Source organism: Barnesiella sp. B2-R-119 (assembly GCF_023656675.1).
GTDB lineage: Bacteria > Bacteroidota > Bacteroidia > Bacteroidales > Barnesiellaceae > Barnesiella > Barnesiella intestinihominis.
In genome coordinates this window covers 295496-310046 of sequence record NZ_JAMOKL010000004.1, presented here as the reverse complement: position 1 = coordinate 310046, position 14551 = coordinate 295496, and the positions used below count along the sequence as shown (strand labels likewise).

The window sequence follows — 14551 nt, the reverse complement described above, 5'->3', positions numbered from 1 at the left end:
TGGAATAGAAACTCACCTTACCATTTCCTCATAAATCCTCAGGTAAAGCCTTGCGGTATTCTCCCATGAAAACCGATTGGCATATTCTTTTATTTCTTCCGCTTTTCTGCTTACATCGCCATAATAGTCTTCAAGCCCTCTTTTGAATTCCACCTGCATCAACTCACGATCGAAATCCATATTGAAATAATAGGCATAGTCTCCACCGATTTCAGGAAGGCACGTATGACGAGAAAGGAAAACCGGTTTACCATAAGCCATCGCTTCAAGCACCGGTAGCCCGAAACCCTCTGCTATCGAAGGGAAAACAAATGCTTTACAATTTTTCAAATACCAATGTTTCACTCTCTCTTCGATAGGCCCTACAATTTTCACTCTCTCTTCGACACCATATTTTCGAGCCTCTTCCAGTATGACATTTACATAATCCGACTTATTTCCCGCAATAACCAGTTCAAGATCGGTCCCTTTTAGCAAACAGGGAAGCACATGAAAATTTTTCTTGGGCAATACCGTCGCCACAGAAAATATAAAATCTTTCGCCGGTAAACTATCCGGCTGCCTTATCTCTCCACGATAAACATTACAACCATTGTATATTACATCGATATGCTTCTCCCCCACATCGATATGTCGAATCAAATCATTCTTGGTAAATTCCGATATAGCGACAATGCGGTCGGCCCTATCCACCAGCTTTTGCAACTTCGCAATATATTTTTTTTGCTTATTCCCGGCCTTTTCATATAAAAAATTCAGGTCATGAACCGTAAGCAGCACCTTCCCATTGCACGGCACATAATGAGCCAATTGAAAAGTCGTATGCCATAACTCACACCGCTTAGGGCTTATAACCAGTAGCTTGTCTAAGAGATTCTTTTTCTTGTAATAAAAATTTTCTCCCCATCGCCCCTCATACTTGCCCGGGACGTAGAATCCTAACCTTTTCACCCCATGATTTTCTGCGATAATCGCTTTCACAAGCATATCGCAAAAAAAGAATAATCCGGTATTGGGATATTTCATTTTTTCACAATCGATAATAATCATAACATACGTTGTTTAATGCTTGGTACAAAAATAACATTTATGCCCCTCTTCGACAAATAAATGGGATACCATAGAAAAATTGAAATGGAAATAACCGAACTATTGAACATTTAATCTATTTTTGTATCAAAAAAATGAAGCGCAATATAGCATTTTTTCACGAATATTTCCCCAAAGGCGGAGCCGAACGCGTCACGTTGGACATTTGTGAATATCTTATAGCAAGAGGGTATAACATTTTTTTATTTACAAGGGAATATTATGAAGACAAACTACCTGTAAATTATCTATTTAACGAGAGTTTCAAAGTATTGACACTACCCGATACCGCAAATTCCAACAGTAGCATAAACGCTAAATTCATAGCCAATACATCAATAAAACTGAATATTGAGTATCTAATCATACAAGCTTACGTATTACGATCGATTCAAGAAATAAAAGCCCTCGATAACAAGCTGAAAATCATTTATTGCAACCACAGTATGCCCTTTTGGGAAATAGAAGATAAAATAGCAAGAAAGAAAAGAAATGCAAAACTATCCATATCGAGAGCGATACGATATTATTTAATCGATATTCACAAAATATATACTTTCAAATCGTATCATAAAAGTTTTCTCAAAACTTACAAAAAGCTATATGACGAAGTCGATGCCTATGTAACCTTATGCGATAGTTATTCGAATCAAATCAAGGATAAACTCCGCTTAAAGGATACCCAAAAACTATACTCTATAAACAACTCGGTCAAGCCAGTCGAAGAAATCGTTATCGACAAACAAAATATCGTCTTATTTATGGGAAGACTATCGTATGCCGACAAAAGAGTCGACAGGCTCATCGATATATGGAACATTCTCAAAGGGAAAACTGCCGGTTGGCAATTGATAATAGTGGGAGAAGGTGATGAAAAGAAAAAATTGGAAGCGTATGTCAAAAAATTAAATCTGACCAATGTAGAATTTGCCGGATTCTGCAACAATCCCAAACAGTACTACGACAGGGCTTCTATCCTTTGCTTGACCTCTTCTTTCGAAGGCTGGGGATTGGTTCTGACAGAGGCACAGGCAAACGGTATCGTCCCGATAGCCTTTGAATGTTCAGACGGAGTCAAGTCTATATTATCACCCAATGAGATAAACGGCCTATTGATTCCTCCTTTTGACTTGGAGGCTTATGCAAAAAAACTGTTGTTTGTCATGAACAACACGGAAGCAAGAAAAAGGATTCAAAAAAATGTAATTGAGAAATCAAAATCCTATTCACCGGAGGTTATCGGGGAGAAATGGATAGAACTTTTAAATACAATAGGACACAAGTCTTAATCTCGGGTCGGTAGTAAATCAGAGAGGTTTGTACCTTTATCCAATCTAACCCCTCTCCTCAGAAACTGTCGTTTCTTCGGTTTCTCCCCTATATTTTGCGTTGCAAAACACAGGGGAGAAGGTTCATAGCACTTCTTTTATCGCACTATACTATGGGTACAGAGAACTGTTCTTCCTTAAAAAAGATTTATCACATAAGAAGAGGTAACCTCAATAGGCCGCTAAGAACAAAAAAGCTAATTCCCGCTCGATTTAACGTAAAAATTACCCTCGAACTTGTTTAGAAAAAAGGAAGATAGTGAGAAATTTTTGTCCGTTTGTTCGACGAAGTCTGCACAAACCTATCTTCGGTAAAGGTCTTATCGTCAAAACATTTCAGATATACGGCATTCATCTCGTCGGCCAACGTTTTCGGATCGAAACGAACCACATATTCTTTCCCTTTTTCTATCATCTCCCGACGCAAATGCTCGTCGGCAAGTACTTTTTTCATGGCATTCGCCATACCTTCCACATCGTCGGGATCAACGTAAATCGAGTGTTCGCCGCCGGCTTCTTCCAAACAGGAACCGGTGGAAGCGATAACCGGAACCCCGGCCGAAAGAGCTTCGACAATGGGAATTCCGAACCCCTCGAAACGAGAAGGATATACGAACAACGAGGCCAGATGATACAATATCGGCAAATCGCCGAATTTCAAATTATGGATAATATGCACTCTATTTTCCAATCCATGAGCCTCTACATAATCCTGCACCTTTTTAGCATAATCGGTACTTTTCCCTATGGCTACCAAATGAACGTCGTCCAACTTTTCGACAGCCTTTACCGCCAATAGCAGATTTTTCCTCTCTTCAATCGTTCCCACGCTCAAAATGAAACGTTCGGGCAACCCGTAAGCCGCGCGAACACGATCTTTTTCTTTTTTAGAAACAGGGCGGGCGAAAACAGGGTCGCATCCTTGATAAACGACATCGATCTTTTCGGGAGAAATACCGTAAAACTTAACTATATCCCGCTTGGTACATTCACTCACCGCTACAATACGATCGGCCTTACGACAGGCATAATTGAATTTTCGGTCATAAATGATTCTATCCAAACGGTGATAATATTGAGGATAACGAAGAAATATCAAATCGTGAATCGTCACTACGCTACGAATTCCCGTGCGATGAATCCCCACGGGCAACTCGTTACTCAGTCCATGATAAAGTTGTACACCGTCTTGCAACAGCCCTCGTTTAATAAAAAAGGTTCTCCACAAAGCCCTGAAACGTTTCATAACGGAAGAACGAGGCAATATGGAAGAGACATTTTTATGTTTTAAAAGCGAGTCGTACGAAGCATTTTTACACTGCTTGGGAATGTACATACGGTACTTATGTTCATCACCGTATGTAGCCATCGTATCTACCATGAATCGGCTATAATTCCCCAATCCGGTAAAATTGGCATTCGCCCTCTTTGCATCGAACCCTATAATCATTCCCTAAAATACAACTTTAATGGTTACATTAAAATAGATGTATATGTCGTTTATTTTGCTGCATGCCCCCTGTAATTTTTTCCATCATTTTGTATGAAGACTTCTGAAATAAACAACAACAAACTGATTACTAAATTATTACAAAACTATTATTTTTTCTATTTTTTAAGATGTCACTATACATTACAATTGTCATAAACTCTTTATAACGAGAAATACCGTCCTAAATTTCGTCAAGCAGCCCCAAAGAAAAGACTTGAATACACCTGTAATTTTCATCTTCCCTAACGAAAAATGTAACAGATTCTAACTATTCGAAACAGATTCCGGGTGCAAAGGTACATCTTGTAGCAATTATTTTTATCTTTGTGCACTGGAAAAATGAAGAATGGATTCTGCATTCTCTAAAAATTGGAGAAAAAGATGATACAAAAATTCGACTTTTTAATCATCGGTTCCGGGATAGCCGGAATGAGTTTTGCCCTGAAAGTAGCACACAAAGGAAAAGTGGCGCTCATATGCAAAACAGAATTGGAGGAGGCAAATACCTATTTCGCACAGGGTGGCGTAGCCTCGGTAACCAACACGTTGGTAGACAACTTTGAGAAACATATCGAAGACACGATGATCGCCGGCGACTGGCTCAGCGACCGCGCCGCAGTCGAGAAAGTCGTAAAAGAAGCTCCTTCGCAAATCAAAGAACTCATCAGCTGGGGGGTCGATTTCGATAAAAACGAAAAAGGGGAATTCGACCTTCATCGGGAAGGCGGACATTCCGAATTTCGTATCCTGCACCACAAGGACAACACGGGTGCGGAAATTCAAGACAGCCTGATACGGGCTGTCAAACAACACCCCAACATCACTATTTTCGAAAAGCATTTCGCCATCGAGATTCTTACGCAACACCACCTCGGAGTAACTGTTACGCGGCAGACTCCCGACATCGAATGTTACGGAGCTTATGTGCTCGATTTGAAAACCGGTAAGGTAGATACATTCCTCTCCAAAGTCACCCTCATGGCGACCGGCGGCGTGGGAGCTATTTATCAGACCACGACCAATCCGCTCGTCGCTACTGGCGACGGCATAGCGATGGTATACAGGGCTAAGGGAACCGTAAAAGACATGGAATTTATCCAGTTCCACCCGACCGCTTTATATCACCCCGGCGATCGCCCGTCGTTCCTCATCACCGAGGCCATGCGGGGATACGGAGCCGTATTGCGAACACTCGACGGCGAAGAGTTCATGCAAAAATACGATCCTCGCCTTTCTTTGGCTCCACGCGACATCGTCGCGCGGGCAATCGATAACGAAATGAAAAACAGGGGCGATGACCATGTTTATCTCGATGTCACTCACAAAGACCCGGAAGAGACAAAAAAACACTTCCCCAACATCTATGAAAAATGCCTCGGTTTAGGTATAGACATCACACGCGATTACATTCCCGTAGCACCTGCGGCTCACTATTTGTGCGGAGGTATCAAAGTCGATTTGGATGCCCGCTCGTCCATAAACCGGCTCTATGCCGTAGGCGAATGTGCCTGCACAGGACTTCACGGAGGGAACCGGCTGGCTTCCAATTCATTGATCGAAGCTGTCGTTTATGCCGATGCCGCAGCCAAACATAGTCTTAAAGTAATCGATAACTTCTCCTATCAGGAGAACATTCCCGAATGGAACGACGAGGGGACACAATCGCCCGAAGAAATGGTACTTATCACTCAAAGCGTCAAAGAAGTCGGACAAATCATGAGTACCTATGTAGGTATCGTTCGCTCCGACCTGCGGCTTAAACGGGCATGGGACAGGCTCGATATTCTGTATGAAGAAACCGAAAGCCTCTTCAAACGCAGTAAAGCCTCCAAAGAGATATGCGAATTGAGGAACATGATCAACACCGGATATCTTGTCATGCGACAAGCTATGGACCGAAAAGAAAGCCGGGGACTTCACTACACGATAGATTATCCCCACACCGATAATACCCCGCAAATGAAATAAAGATTGTCTACACGACAATAGAAGAGCCACACGACAAAATGTGGCTCTTTTTTTGAACCTTTTTCACCGCATACTGTTTTTACTGTACAAAAACAACATGCGATTATGAAATCTATTCAAGGAACAAAAACCGAACAAAACCTGCTGAAAGCCTTCGCCGGAGAATCACAGGCCCGCAACCGCTACACGTTATTCGCCCAAAAAGCGAAAGAAGAAGGATATGAACAAATCATGGGCATATTCGCCGAAACAGCAGAACAGGAGTTGGCACATGCCACCCGATTCTTCAAATTCATGCAAGGCGGAATGGTCTCCATTACGGCCGAATATCCGGCCGGACGTATAGGCAATACGGCTGAAAATCTGCTCGAAGCCGCCGAAGGAGAAAAACTCGAATGGTCTGCTCTATATAACGATTTCGAATCGGTCGCCATAGACGAAGGGTTTAAAGACGTAGCGACTGCATTCAAAATGATTTCCGAAGTAGAAGCCTTCCACGAATGGCGTTATCGCAAACTTCTGGAACGACTCGAAAACGGATCGATATTCAAGCGCGAAGCGCCTATCCGCTGGCAATGCCGTAACTGCGGATACATCTACGAAGGCAGCGTAGCTCCGGCACGATGCCCGGCTTGCCTCGAACCCCGCTCGTTTTTCGAACCGGCAAGGGACAACTATTAGACAAAACTATCTATCTTTTCATACGACCATACCCGTGGCGGACGCCTTTGTCTGCTACGGGTATTTCTATATTCGATAAACTATCTTTGTCACCATCACTACCCCAACTTCATCGCCGAACGAGAAAGTAATTTATGACCTATCCGGCAATAAAGGCATTTATGGGTTTGGCAATACTCGTTGTTCAATTGTATGACAGCTTGGCTTTCCATAGCATTCGTCACCCGTATTCCTATATCGGAAAAACGACGCACGATCGAATTCTTTTCGGGACGTAGCGATTCGAGTAACGAGAGAGCCCGGTCGGTCATATCTTCATTGCCGACATACATACCGTAGGCATACAGTAAGGGTGCTACCGCATTGATAAGCACAATATCGATAGCCGACTCACCCAAAACGACCGGGGATTCGGGCGACACGTGTCCGAACAGATAATGCGTGGTCCAATACCCCGAAAGTTCCACCTTGAAAATTCGGCGCAATTCTTCTTCGTTACCCGCCTCGCAAATCCGGGAAAACAGATTAAAACCCCGATGAATATATTGAGCCAGCATCGCCAATCGTCTGTGAGGGAAATTAGCCGGACGCAACCGGAAGAATTTCCAACTGTCCCGGTTAATCGGTGTCAGCCCGAATTTATTTTTCAAAAAAGCATATTCATTGACTAATCTCGCATAATAGTCGTCTCCGGGACACTCGCCCTCGGCCAACAGCCCCGCCTGCCCGAACAGGAAAGCCTCGACTTGCGACAGAGAATCGGCATGTTTTTGCATAAATCGCAACGGAAGACTACGTGCCAACCGCTCGAAAGCATCGCTGTTGATACCGAATCCCATACTGCGGGAGACGACAACATAACAGACCTCCTCCCAATTTCCTTTATACAAATCCAACCAATCGTGCAGCCGCTGCGACTTCGATTGTAACCGCTCGATAGCGAGAGAAGAAATCCAGTCGGACAAGACAATCGGCCCCAACTCCGCAATATGGGGGGCGCAAGATTGCGAGGAAGAATGAGAAACCAAAGTTTCATAATCGGAACGAAACGACGGAGAGCACGACAACACCAACGTGGGAATCTCCTCTCCGTTCGTGCGATAAACCGGCGTATCGGCTACCTCGACCACATGCAGAACCACCGAATCGTAAGCCGGGTCGAGATGGTGATTGTGCCGCCGCCAGTCCGATGCACGTCGATGCATCTCCACATTACCTGCCCATACGCAACCGTCGATAGAAATTTTCGCATTGAAAAAGTCGGGACCCGAATCGGTATTTAATTGTCCGTTATCGATTATCCTCAATTTACGACCGTCCGTCGTGACCAACTTCGTATGGTCGAACAACCGATGTTGCCAGATATATTGCATGAGCTTTTCCATAAAAACGTTTTAAGACGAAAATTTTTTGACTTTCACTATCTTTGTAGAATATAGGATACGGTTCGGCAGAGTCAAGTCGGAAATGTGATTTCCATTTGCCGCTTCTCTCACCTTTCACTATCTTTAAGTGTATAAATGAAAAACAAACAAGTTTGTTTTGTCCTGCTCCCACCTTTCGCTATCTTTGTCACTACGAAGATAAGATACGATTCGGCATAGCCAAGCCGGAAACAAGATTTCCGTTTGCCTCTGCTTTCATCTTTTATTATCTTTGCATTATCTGCAAATTAAACAAACCTTGTTGAATTAATCGGTACAAACCGAGATGTTTTGTAACAGAAGTTCGATATGAAAATAGCACTCATAGGATATGGAAAAATGGGACATGCCATCGAAGAAGCGGCTCTGTCCCGTGGGCATGAGATTGTTTGTCGCATCGACAAAGACAATCAGGAAGATTTCGATTCAGTTTCATTCAAAAGCGCCGATGTCGCTATCGAGTTCACAACTCCGTCGGTCGCCATCGACAATTATCGGCGGGCTTTCGCGGCCGGCGTACCCGTAGTATCGGGCACTACGGGCTGGTTGGAACATTTACCGGAAATACGCGAAGCCTGCGAGAAAGGCCAGACTTTTTTCTATGCCTCGAATTTCAGTTTGGGAGTTAATATCTTCTTTGCCGTTAACAAATATCTGGCAGGTATCATGAACCATTTCCCCCAATATTCGGTAGAAATAGAAGAGATACACCACATTCATAAACTCGATCACCCCAGCGGGACTGCTATTACTTTGGCCGAAGATATTATCGGCCAACTCGATGCGAAACATTCGTGGAGCGAAAATATGCCGGTCACCGATGACAGTATCCATATCACCGCCCGACGCGAAGGGGAAATACCCGGTACACACACCATCGTCTACGACAGTGCCGTAGATACGATACGTATCACCCATGAGGCGAAAAACAGAAAAGGGTTTGCCCTCGGAGCTGTCGTCGCCGCCGAATTTACCGTCGGGAAAAAAGGATTTCTCACTATGCAAGATTTATTCTCATTCCTCAAATAACACATAACCGTTATGAATCAAACGACAACCAACGACAAATACAGTCTGGCAGAACGATTGAAACGTGTGAAAAAAACTCGCTGGATACGTTTCTCCATCGTAGCTTTGTTATATATAGGGTGGACTATTTGGCTAAACAATTACTATGTATTGTTCGGCCTGTTGCTACTTATCGACATCTATCTCACCCAATATATTCCGTGGGGGTGGTGGAAAACCAGTAAAAATCCGGTCGTTCGAACGGTGATGGAATGGGTCGATGCCATCGTCTATGCCTTAGTGTTGGTTTATTTCATCTTTATATTCGTCTTTCAGAACTATCAGATACCCTCTTCTTCTCTCGAAAAATCGCTATTGGTAGGCGATTTCCTATTGGTCAGCAAGATGAGTTACGGCCCTCGTGTCCCCAACACACCGTTACACTTCCCGCTCGCCCAGCATACCATACCCCTTCTCAACACGAAATCTTACATCGAATGGCCCCAATGGGACTACCATCGTCTCAAAGGATTCGGCCCGGTAAAACGCAACGACATCGTTGTCTTCAACTTTCCGGCAGGCGATACGGTAGCCGTGAAACAACCCAACCCGGATTATTACACCCTGTGCTTCCTCGAAGGCCGGGAAGCCGTAAACCGCAACAAAGCTCTGTACGGCGATATTATTTACCGTCCGGTCGATCGTCGGGAAAACTATGTGAAACGATGTGTGGGCTTACCGGGCGACACGTTCAGCATTGTCAATAACGACATCTACATCGACGGAGTGAAACAACCCCGTCCCAAAAACATGCAGCTAAATTATTTGGTTAGAACCAACGGACGCTATCTCGGTAACAATGACTTTGAAAAATGGGGTATCAGTGTCGAAGACCGTGTACCTATCGACGTATCGAGCCTCAACGCCCGTATGAACCTCGAAAGCTGGGGGCTTCTCCCCAACCCCGACGGAAGTATGAATCCCGTTTACGAACTGCCTTTGACACAGGCGATGATCGACATGATGAAAAAAGACCCTTCGATAGAACAGATCGTGGGAGAACCCGGATTCTTCGGCGGCCAAACTTATCCGTTAGTTCGCTCGAACACATGGACCCGCTCCGATTACGGGCCGGTATGGATTCCTAAAAAAGGAGCCACTTTGAAACTGACCCTCGAAAACCTGCCCATTTACGAACGCCCCATAAGGAACTACGAACATAACGACCTGCAAGTCAGAGACGGCAAAATATATATCAATGGAAAAGAAACCGACTCTTATACTTTCAAAATGGATTATTACATGATGTTGGGCGACAATCGGGATAAATCGGCCGATTCCCGTTACTGGGGATTCGTTCCCGAAGACCACATCGTAGGCAAGCCTATGTTCGTATTCTTATCGCTCGACAAAGATAAAGGACTTTTCGACGGGAAAATCCGTTTCAACCGAATGTTCCGGTCGGTAGATAGCCTTGTGAACTAAGAAACCGTTTCAATTTTTACAAATAGATATTTTATGCCCTAAGCATGAAAAAAGAAACCATACGTACGATTTTCTTCACGGTAATCATCATTATCGGGAGTGTATGGTTCATTCGTTTTTTCATCATAGAACCCTATCGCATTACTCCCGGCCAAATGGAAAACAGCTTGTTGCCGGGAGACCGGCTATGGGTCGATAAGTGGTCGTTTCGGTGGGGAAACCGAAACCCGAAATACCGAGATGTCTTGGTGTTCGAATTACCCGAAATCGCTCAAACCCAATCGGGTGTAACCGAAATTGCCATCGCCCGTTGCATAGGTTTGCCCGGCGACACGATCAAAAGTACAGGTAACAAACTGTTCGTTAATCACAAGCCCGTCGCCCAGCCTCCTCTTATCCTCGAAGCCTATCTTTCGCCCGATTCCCTCGAACATCGGGTAAATCGAATGATGAGACAAAACAATTCCTTCTTTATCGAGCAAGGTAAATTGAAAGACAGCCGCCTACTGTTTCTCTCCCGGTATGACTACGAAAAAGTAAGGAGACAACTATCGGCCGACTCTCTACTCTACCCGGTATTTCTGAAAAGAGATTTTTATGAAGTCGCCCTTCCCCGAAAAAATGAACAAATACACATCACTTCCCAAAATGCAGAGTTTCTCTACCGCATACTTACCCGATATGAAAACCGCAAAGTAGAGTACGACAACGGGAAAATCTATGAAAACGGGAAGGAATTAACCTCATGTCGGCTCACTCAAAGCTATTATTGGGTAATAGGAGACAACAGAGCCGGCATGTCCGACTCCCGTTCTTTCGGAGTTCTTCCCCACTCCCTCCTCATCGGTAAAGGCGTATGCATCGGTTATTCGAGAAATCCCGAAAAACCGTTCTGGCAATCGCTACGCACCGATCGTTTCTTCAAAACCGAATTATGAGTACAGTATATCTATCGACCGCCTATTTCGCTCCGGTATCCTACTACGCATCATTCCTCCGATACGATCGGATAGTCATCGAACAGTGGTGCAACTATACGAAACAAACTTATCGGAACCGCTGCCACATAGCCGGAGCGAACGGACTATTGGCATTGTCCGTCCCTATCGTCAAACCCGACACGATTAAATGTCCTACGAAAGATATTCGTATCTCCGACCACGGAGAGTGGAGGCATTTACATTGGAATGCTATCGCTTCGGCTTACGGGTCCTCCCCTTTTTTCGAATACTACCAAGACGATATACGCCCGTTCTTCGAGAAGCGGTACGAATTTCTATTGGATTTCAATGAAGAAATACGCCGCACCGTATGCAACCTCATAGGTATTGAACCGCATATAGAATACAGTTCGTCTTACTCCGAACCTGCTCCCGGGGAAACAGACCTAAGAGATGCCATACACCCCAAGAGAAGAAAAGCCGAAACCATCTTACCCGTACAACCGAAACCCTACTATCAGGTATTCTCCGAAAAATATGGTTTCCAACCCGACCTGAGTATCATCGACCTTCTGATGAATATGGGCCCGGAATCGATTCTTATTCTCCAAAACACCTAAGAAATAATTCCGTAAAAGCACTATTATCGGCTATCTTTGTTATCTTTGCACAAAATGCGAATACCCATCTTTGCACATGAGTAGCTACGAATACGCAGACAGACTGAAAGAGACTGTAAAAAAACTATCCGATTTTCTTTCTCTCGAAGAGTTGCATCACCAGCGATGCAGAGGAGAAGTACTTCCCTCCGAAAAACAACTGCAAGAACTCATATCGCTCTGCCGGTCGCTCATTTTTCCGGGATTCTACGGACTCCCCGACGTAAGCAAAGAAAATTTGCTCTACCACACGGGTATCAATACCGAAAAACTTTTCGAAGTATTGGTCAAACAAATCTCAGCAGGATTATTATTCCAAAAAAATACCGATCATACAGACAGCGATTTAAAACGGTTACAAGAATCGGCCGAACAGAAAGCAATCGACTTTATCACTTTCCTACCCGAAATGCGCCGCATCTTATCCACCGATGTTACAGCCATGTACAACGGGGATCCGGCAGCACAAAACAAAGCCGAAGTTATTCTGTGCTATCCCGCTATCCGGGCGATTTGCAACTATCGCATCGCCCATAAACTATTAGAATTGGACGTCCCCTTGATTCCCCGTATCATTACCGAAATGGCTCACTCCGAAACCGGAATAGATATACACCCGGGAGCCGTTATCGGGGAATATTTCGCCATAGACCACGGAACCGGAGTCGTAATCGGAGCGACCTCCGTTATCGGAAACAGAGTGAAGCTATATCAGGGAGTAACGTTGGGGGCTCGCAGTTTTCCACTGGACGAAAACAACAATCCCATTAAGGGTATCGCCCGGCATCCCATCATAGAAGACGATGTCATCATCTATTCCAATGCCACCATATTGGGAAGAATAACCATCGGAAAAGGTGCTGTAATCGGTGGAAACATCTGGGTTACCGAAAACGTAGCTCCCGGGGAACGCCTTGTACAAGCCAAAGCAAAACCATAAGAAATAAATACAATACACACCATCGTGAATACCGAAAAATTTGAAATCGTAGCGAAAACTTTTCAAGGACTCGAAGATGTTCTGGCAGAAGAATTAAAAAATCTGGGAGCCGAGGATATAGAAATAGGTCGAAGAATGGTATCCTTCCACGGAGACAAGACTCTTCTTTACAAAACCAATTTGGCCTGTCGAACGGCTCTGAGAATACTGAAACCTATTTATAAATTCGAAGCATCGAACCCCGACGAAGTCTATGAAAAAATGAAAGCGTTCGAATGGGATACCCTGCTTTCCCCCGAAACGACATTCTCGATCGACTCCGTCACCTATTCCGACTGTTTCAAACATTCCAAATTCGTGACCTACCGAGCGAAAGATGCCATTGCCGACTATTTCACGGAGAAGACAGGCAAACGACCTTCGGTGCGGTTGAACGGAGCGGAACTCGTATTGAACCTCCATATATCGCACATGAGCTGCACGCTGTCGCTCGACAGTTCGGGAGAGTCTCTGCACAAGCGAGGATACCGCGTGGGACAAACCGAAGCCCCCATCAACGAAGTATTGGCCGCCGGAATGATATTGAAAACGGGGTGGCACGGAGAAACCGACTTTATAGACCCTATGTGCGGGTCGGGAACCATTCTCATCGAAGCCGCTTTGATCGCTACCCATACATATCCCGGTATTTTCAGGAAAAGTTTCGCTTTCGAAAGATGGAAAGATTTCGACGAAGAGCTGTTCGAAACGCTCTACAACGACGATAGTCACGAACAGGAGTTTACCCATCGCATATATGGCTCCGACATTTCCCCGCGAGCGATCGACATCGCGACAAAAAACATAAAAAGCGCCGGAGTAGCTAAATACATCGATCTCAAAATCATGCCTATACAACGATACGAGACCGCTCCGTCCGAACAAGGCATTCTCATCACCAATCCCCCTTACGGAGAACGTATCTCATCGAGCGATTTGTTCGGACTGTACGAATCGATAGGCAACCGTTTAAAGCATGTTTTCAAAGGGTACGATGCATGGATCATCAGTTACCACAAAGAATGCTTCGATAAAATAGGGCTGAAACCCTCGGTAAAAATAGACCTGATGAACGGAGCTTTGGAGTGCGAATACCGGAAATACGAGATTTTCGACGGCCGATACAAAGAATTCAAAGAAGAAGGCAAAAACTTGGATAAACGGGAGGGACAGACTCGTCGAACCAATCTGCGAGGCAAAGCTCCTTTCGATAGAAAAAGGACATACGACAGCGACCGACGAAGCGACAAAACAGAGCGTTTCGACCGATCGGGAAAACCTTCGTTCCGTCGGGATTCCAAACCGGGAAAACCCATAGGGAAAAAAACATTCGATCGTCCGGAGCGGTTCAAACCCGACGGCGAAAAATCGGAACGCTTGCACGGAGAAGCGGCTTTTCGGAAATTCGTAACCTTCAAGCAGCCTTCCATAAAACCGTCGGACGACAATCGTAAAAAAGACTCCGACAAACCAGAATAAACCTAAAAACTCCATACA

At 44.6% G+C, this 14551-nt stretch carries 12 protein-coding genes; 9 read left to right on the top strand and 3 right to left on the bottom strand.

Going from position 1 to position 14551, the window contains the following annotated elements; all coding sequences use genetic code 11:
* Nucleotides 1-12: 12 nt before the first annotated feature.
* The gene (locus NBH06_RS09620) at nt 13-1050 is read right to left on the bottom strand and encodes a glycosyltransferase family 4 protein (RefSeq protein ID WP_250794079.1); all 1038 of its coding nucleotides are present in this window, start codon (nt 1048-1050) and stop codon (nt 13-15) included.
* Nucleotides 1051-1184: 134 nt separating this feature from the next.
* On the opposite strand from NBH06_RS09620, the gene NBH06_RS09615 reads away from it, so the two are divergent.
* A complete protein-coding gene (locus tag NBH06_RS09615; RefSeq protein WP_250794077.1) occupies nt 1185-2378 on the top strand; it encodes a glycosyltransferase in 1194 nt (397 codons plus the stop codon).
* 280 nt (nt 2379-2658) lie between these two features.
* Here NBH06_RS09615 and NBH06_RS09610 read toward each other — a convergent pair whose 3' ends face one another.
* Nucleotides 2659-3867 (bottom strand): glycosyltransferase family 4 protein, encoded by a 1209-nt coding sequence (locus NBH06_RS09610; RefSeq protein WP_250794074.1) that lies wholly within the window; start codon nt 3865-3867, stop codon nt 2659-2661.
* Nucleotides 3868-4290: 423 nt separating this feature from the next.
* On the opposite strand from NBH06_RS09610, the gene nadB reads away from it, so the two are divergent.
* Together nadB and rbr are read left to right on the top strand one after the other, a co-directional pair.
* Complete coding sequence (gene nadB, locus NBH06_RS09605; RefSeq protein ID WP_008862993.1) at nt 4291-5877, top strand: L-aspartate oxidase; 1587 nt, start codon at nt 4291-4293, stop codon at nt 5875-5877.
* Nucleotides 5878-5979: 102 nt separating this feature from the next.
* On the top strand, nt 5980-6558 hold the full coding sequence (gene rbr / locus NBH06_RS09600) for a rubrerythrin (RefSeq protein ID WP_118687007.1): 579 nt from the start codon (nt 5980-5982) through the stop codon (nt 6556-6558).
* Between the two features lie 98 nt (nt 6559-6656).
* On the opposite strand, the gene NBH06_RS09595 is transcribed toward rbr, so the two are convergent.
* Complete coding sequence (locus NBH06_RS09595; RefSeq protein ID WP_046410668.1) at nt 6657-7943, bottom strand: DUF2851 family protein; 1287 nt, start codon at nt 7941-7943, stop codon at nt 6657-6659.
* 348 nt (nt 7944-8291) lie between these two features.
* On the opposite strand from NBH06_RS09595, the gene dapB reads away from it, so the two are divergent.
* From dapB to NBH06_RS09565, 6 genes are all read left to right on the top strand, one after another.
* Nucleotides 8292-9011: a 4-hydroxy-tetrahydrodipicolinate reductase gene (dapB, locus tag NBH06_RS09590; protein ID WP_250794072.1), complete on the top strand. Its 720-nt coding sequence runs from the start codon at nt 8292-8294 to the stop codon at nt 9009-9011.
* A gap of 57 nt (nt 9012-9068) precedes the next feature.
* Nucleotides 9069-10475 (top strand): S26 family signal peptidase, encoded by a 1407-nt coding sequence (locus tag NBH06_RS09585; RefSeq protein WP_040296316.1) that lies wholly within the window; start codon nt 9069-9071, stop codon nt 10473-10475.
* 44 nt (nt 10476-10519) lie between these two features.
* Entirely contained in the window at nt 10520-11413 is an 894-nt protein-coding gene (lepB, locus tag NBH06_RS09580; RefSeq protein ID WP_250794070.1) for a signal peptidase I, read from the top strand.
* The gene (locus NBH06_RS09575) at nt 11410-12036 is read left to right on the top strand and encodes a WbqC family protein (RefSeq protein WP_195634242.1); all 627 of its coding nucleotides are present in this window, start codon (nt 11410-11412) and stop codon (nt 12034-12036) included. The genes lepB and NBH06_RS09575 overlap by 4 nt, the downstream gene beginning before the upstream one ends.
* Nucleotides 12037-12112: 76 nt before the next feature.
* Nucleotides 12113-13015 carry a serine O-acetyltransferase EpsC gene (epsC, locus tag NBH06_RS09570; RefSeq protein WP_008863000.1) on the top strand — a complete coding sequence of 301 codons (903 nt, stop codon included), beginning with the start codon at nt 12113-12115 and terminating at the stop codon, nt 13013-13015.
* A 24-nt stretch (nt 13016-13039) separates the two neighbouring features.
* Entirely contained in the window at nt 13040-14533 is a 1494-nt protein-coding gene (locus tag NBH06_RS09565; RefSeq protein WP_250794068.1) for a THUMP domain-containing class I SAM-dependent RNA methyltransferase, read from the top strand.
* The last annotated feature ends 18 nt before the right edge of the window (nt 14534-14551 follow it).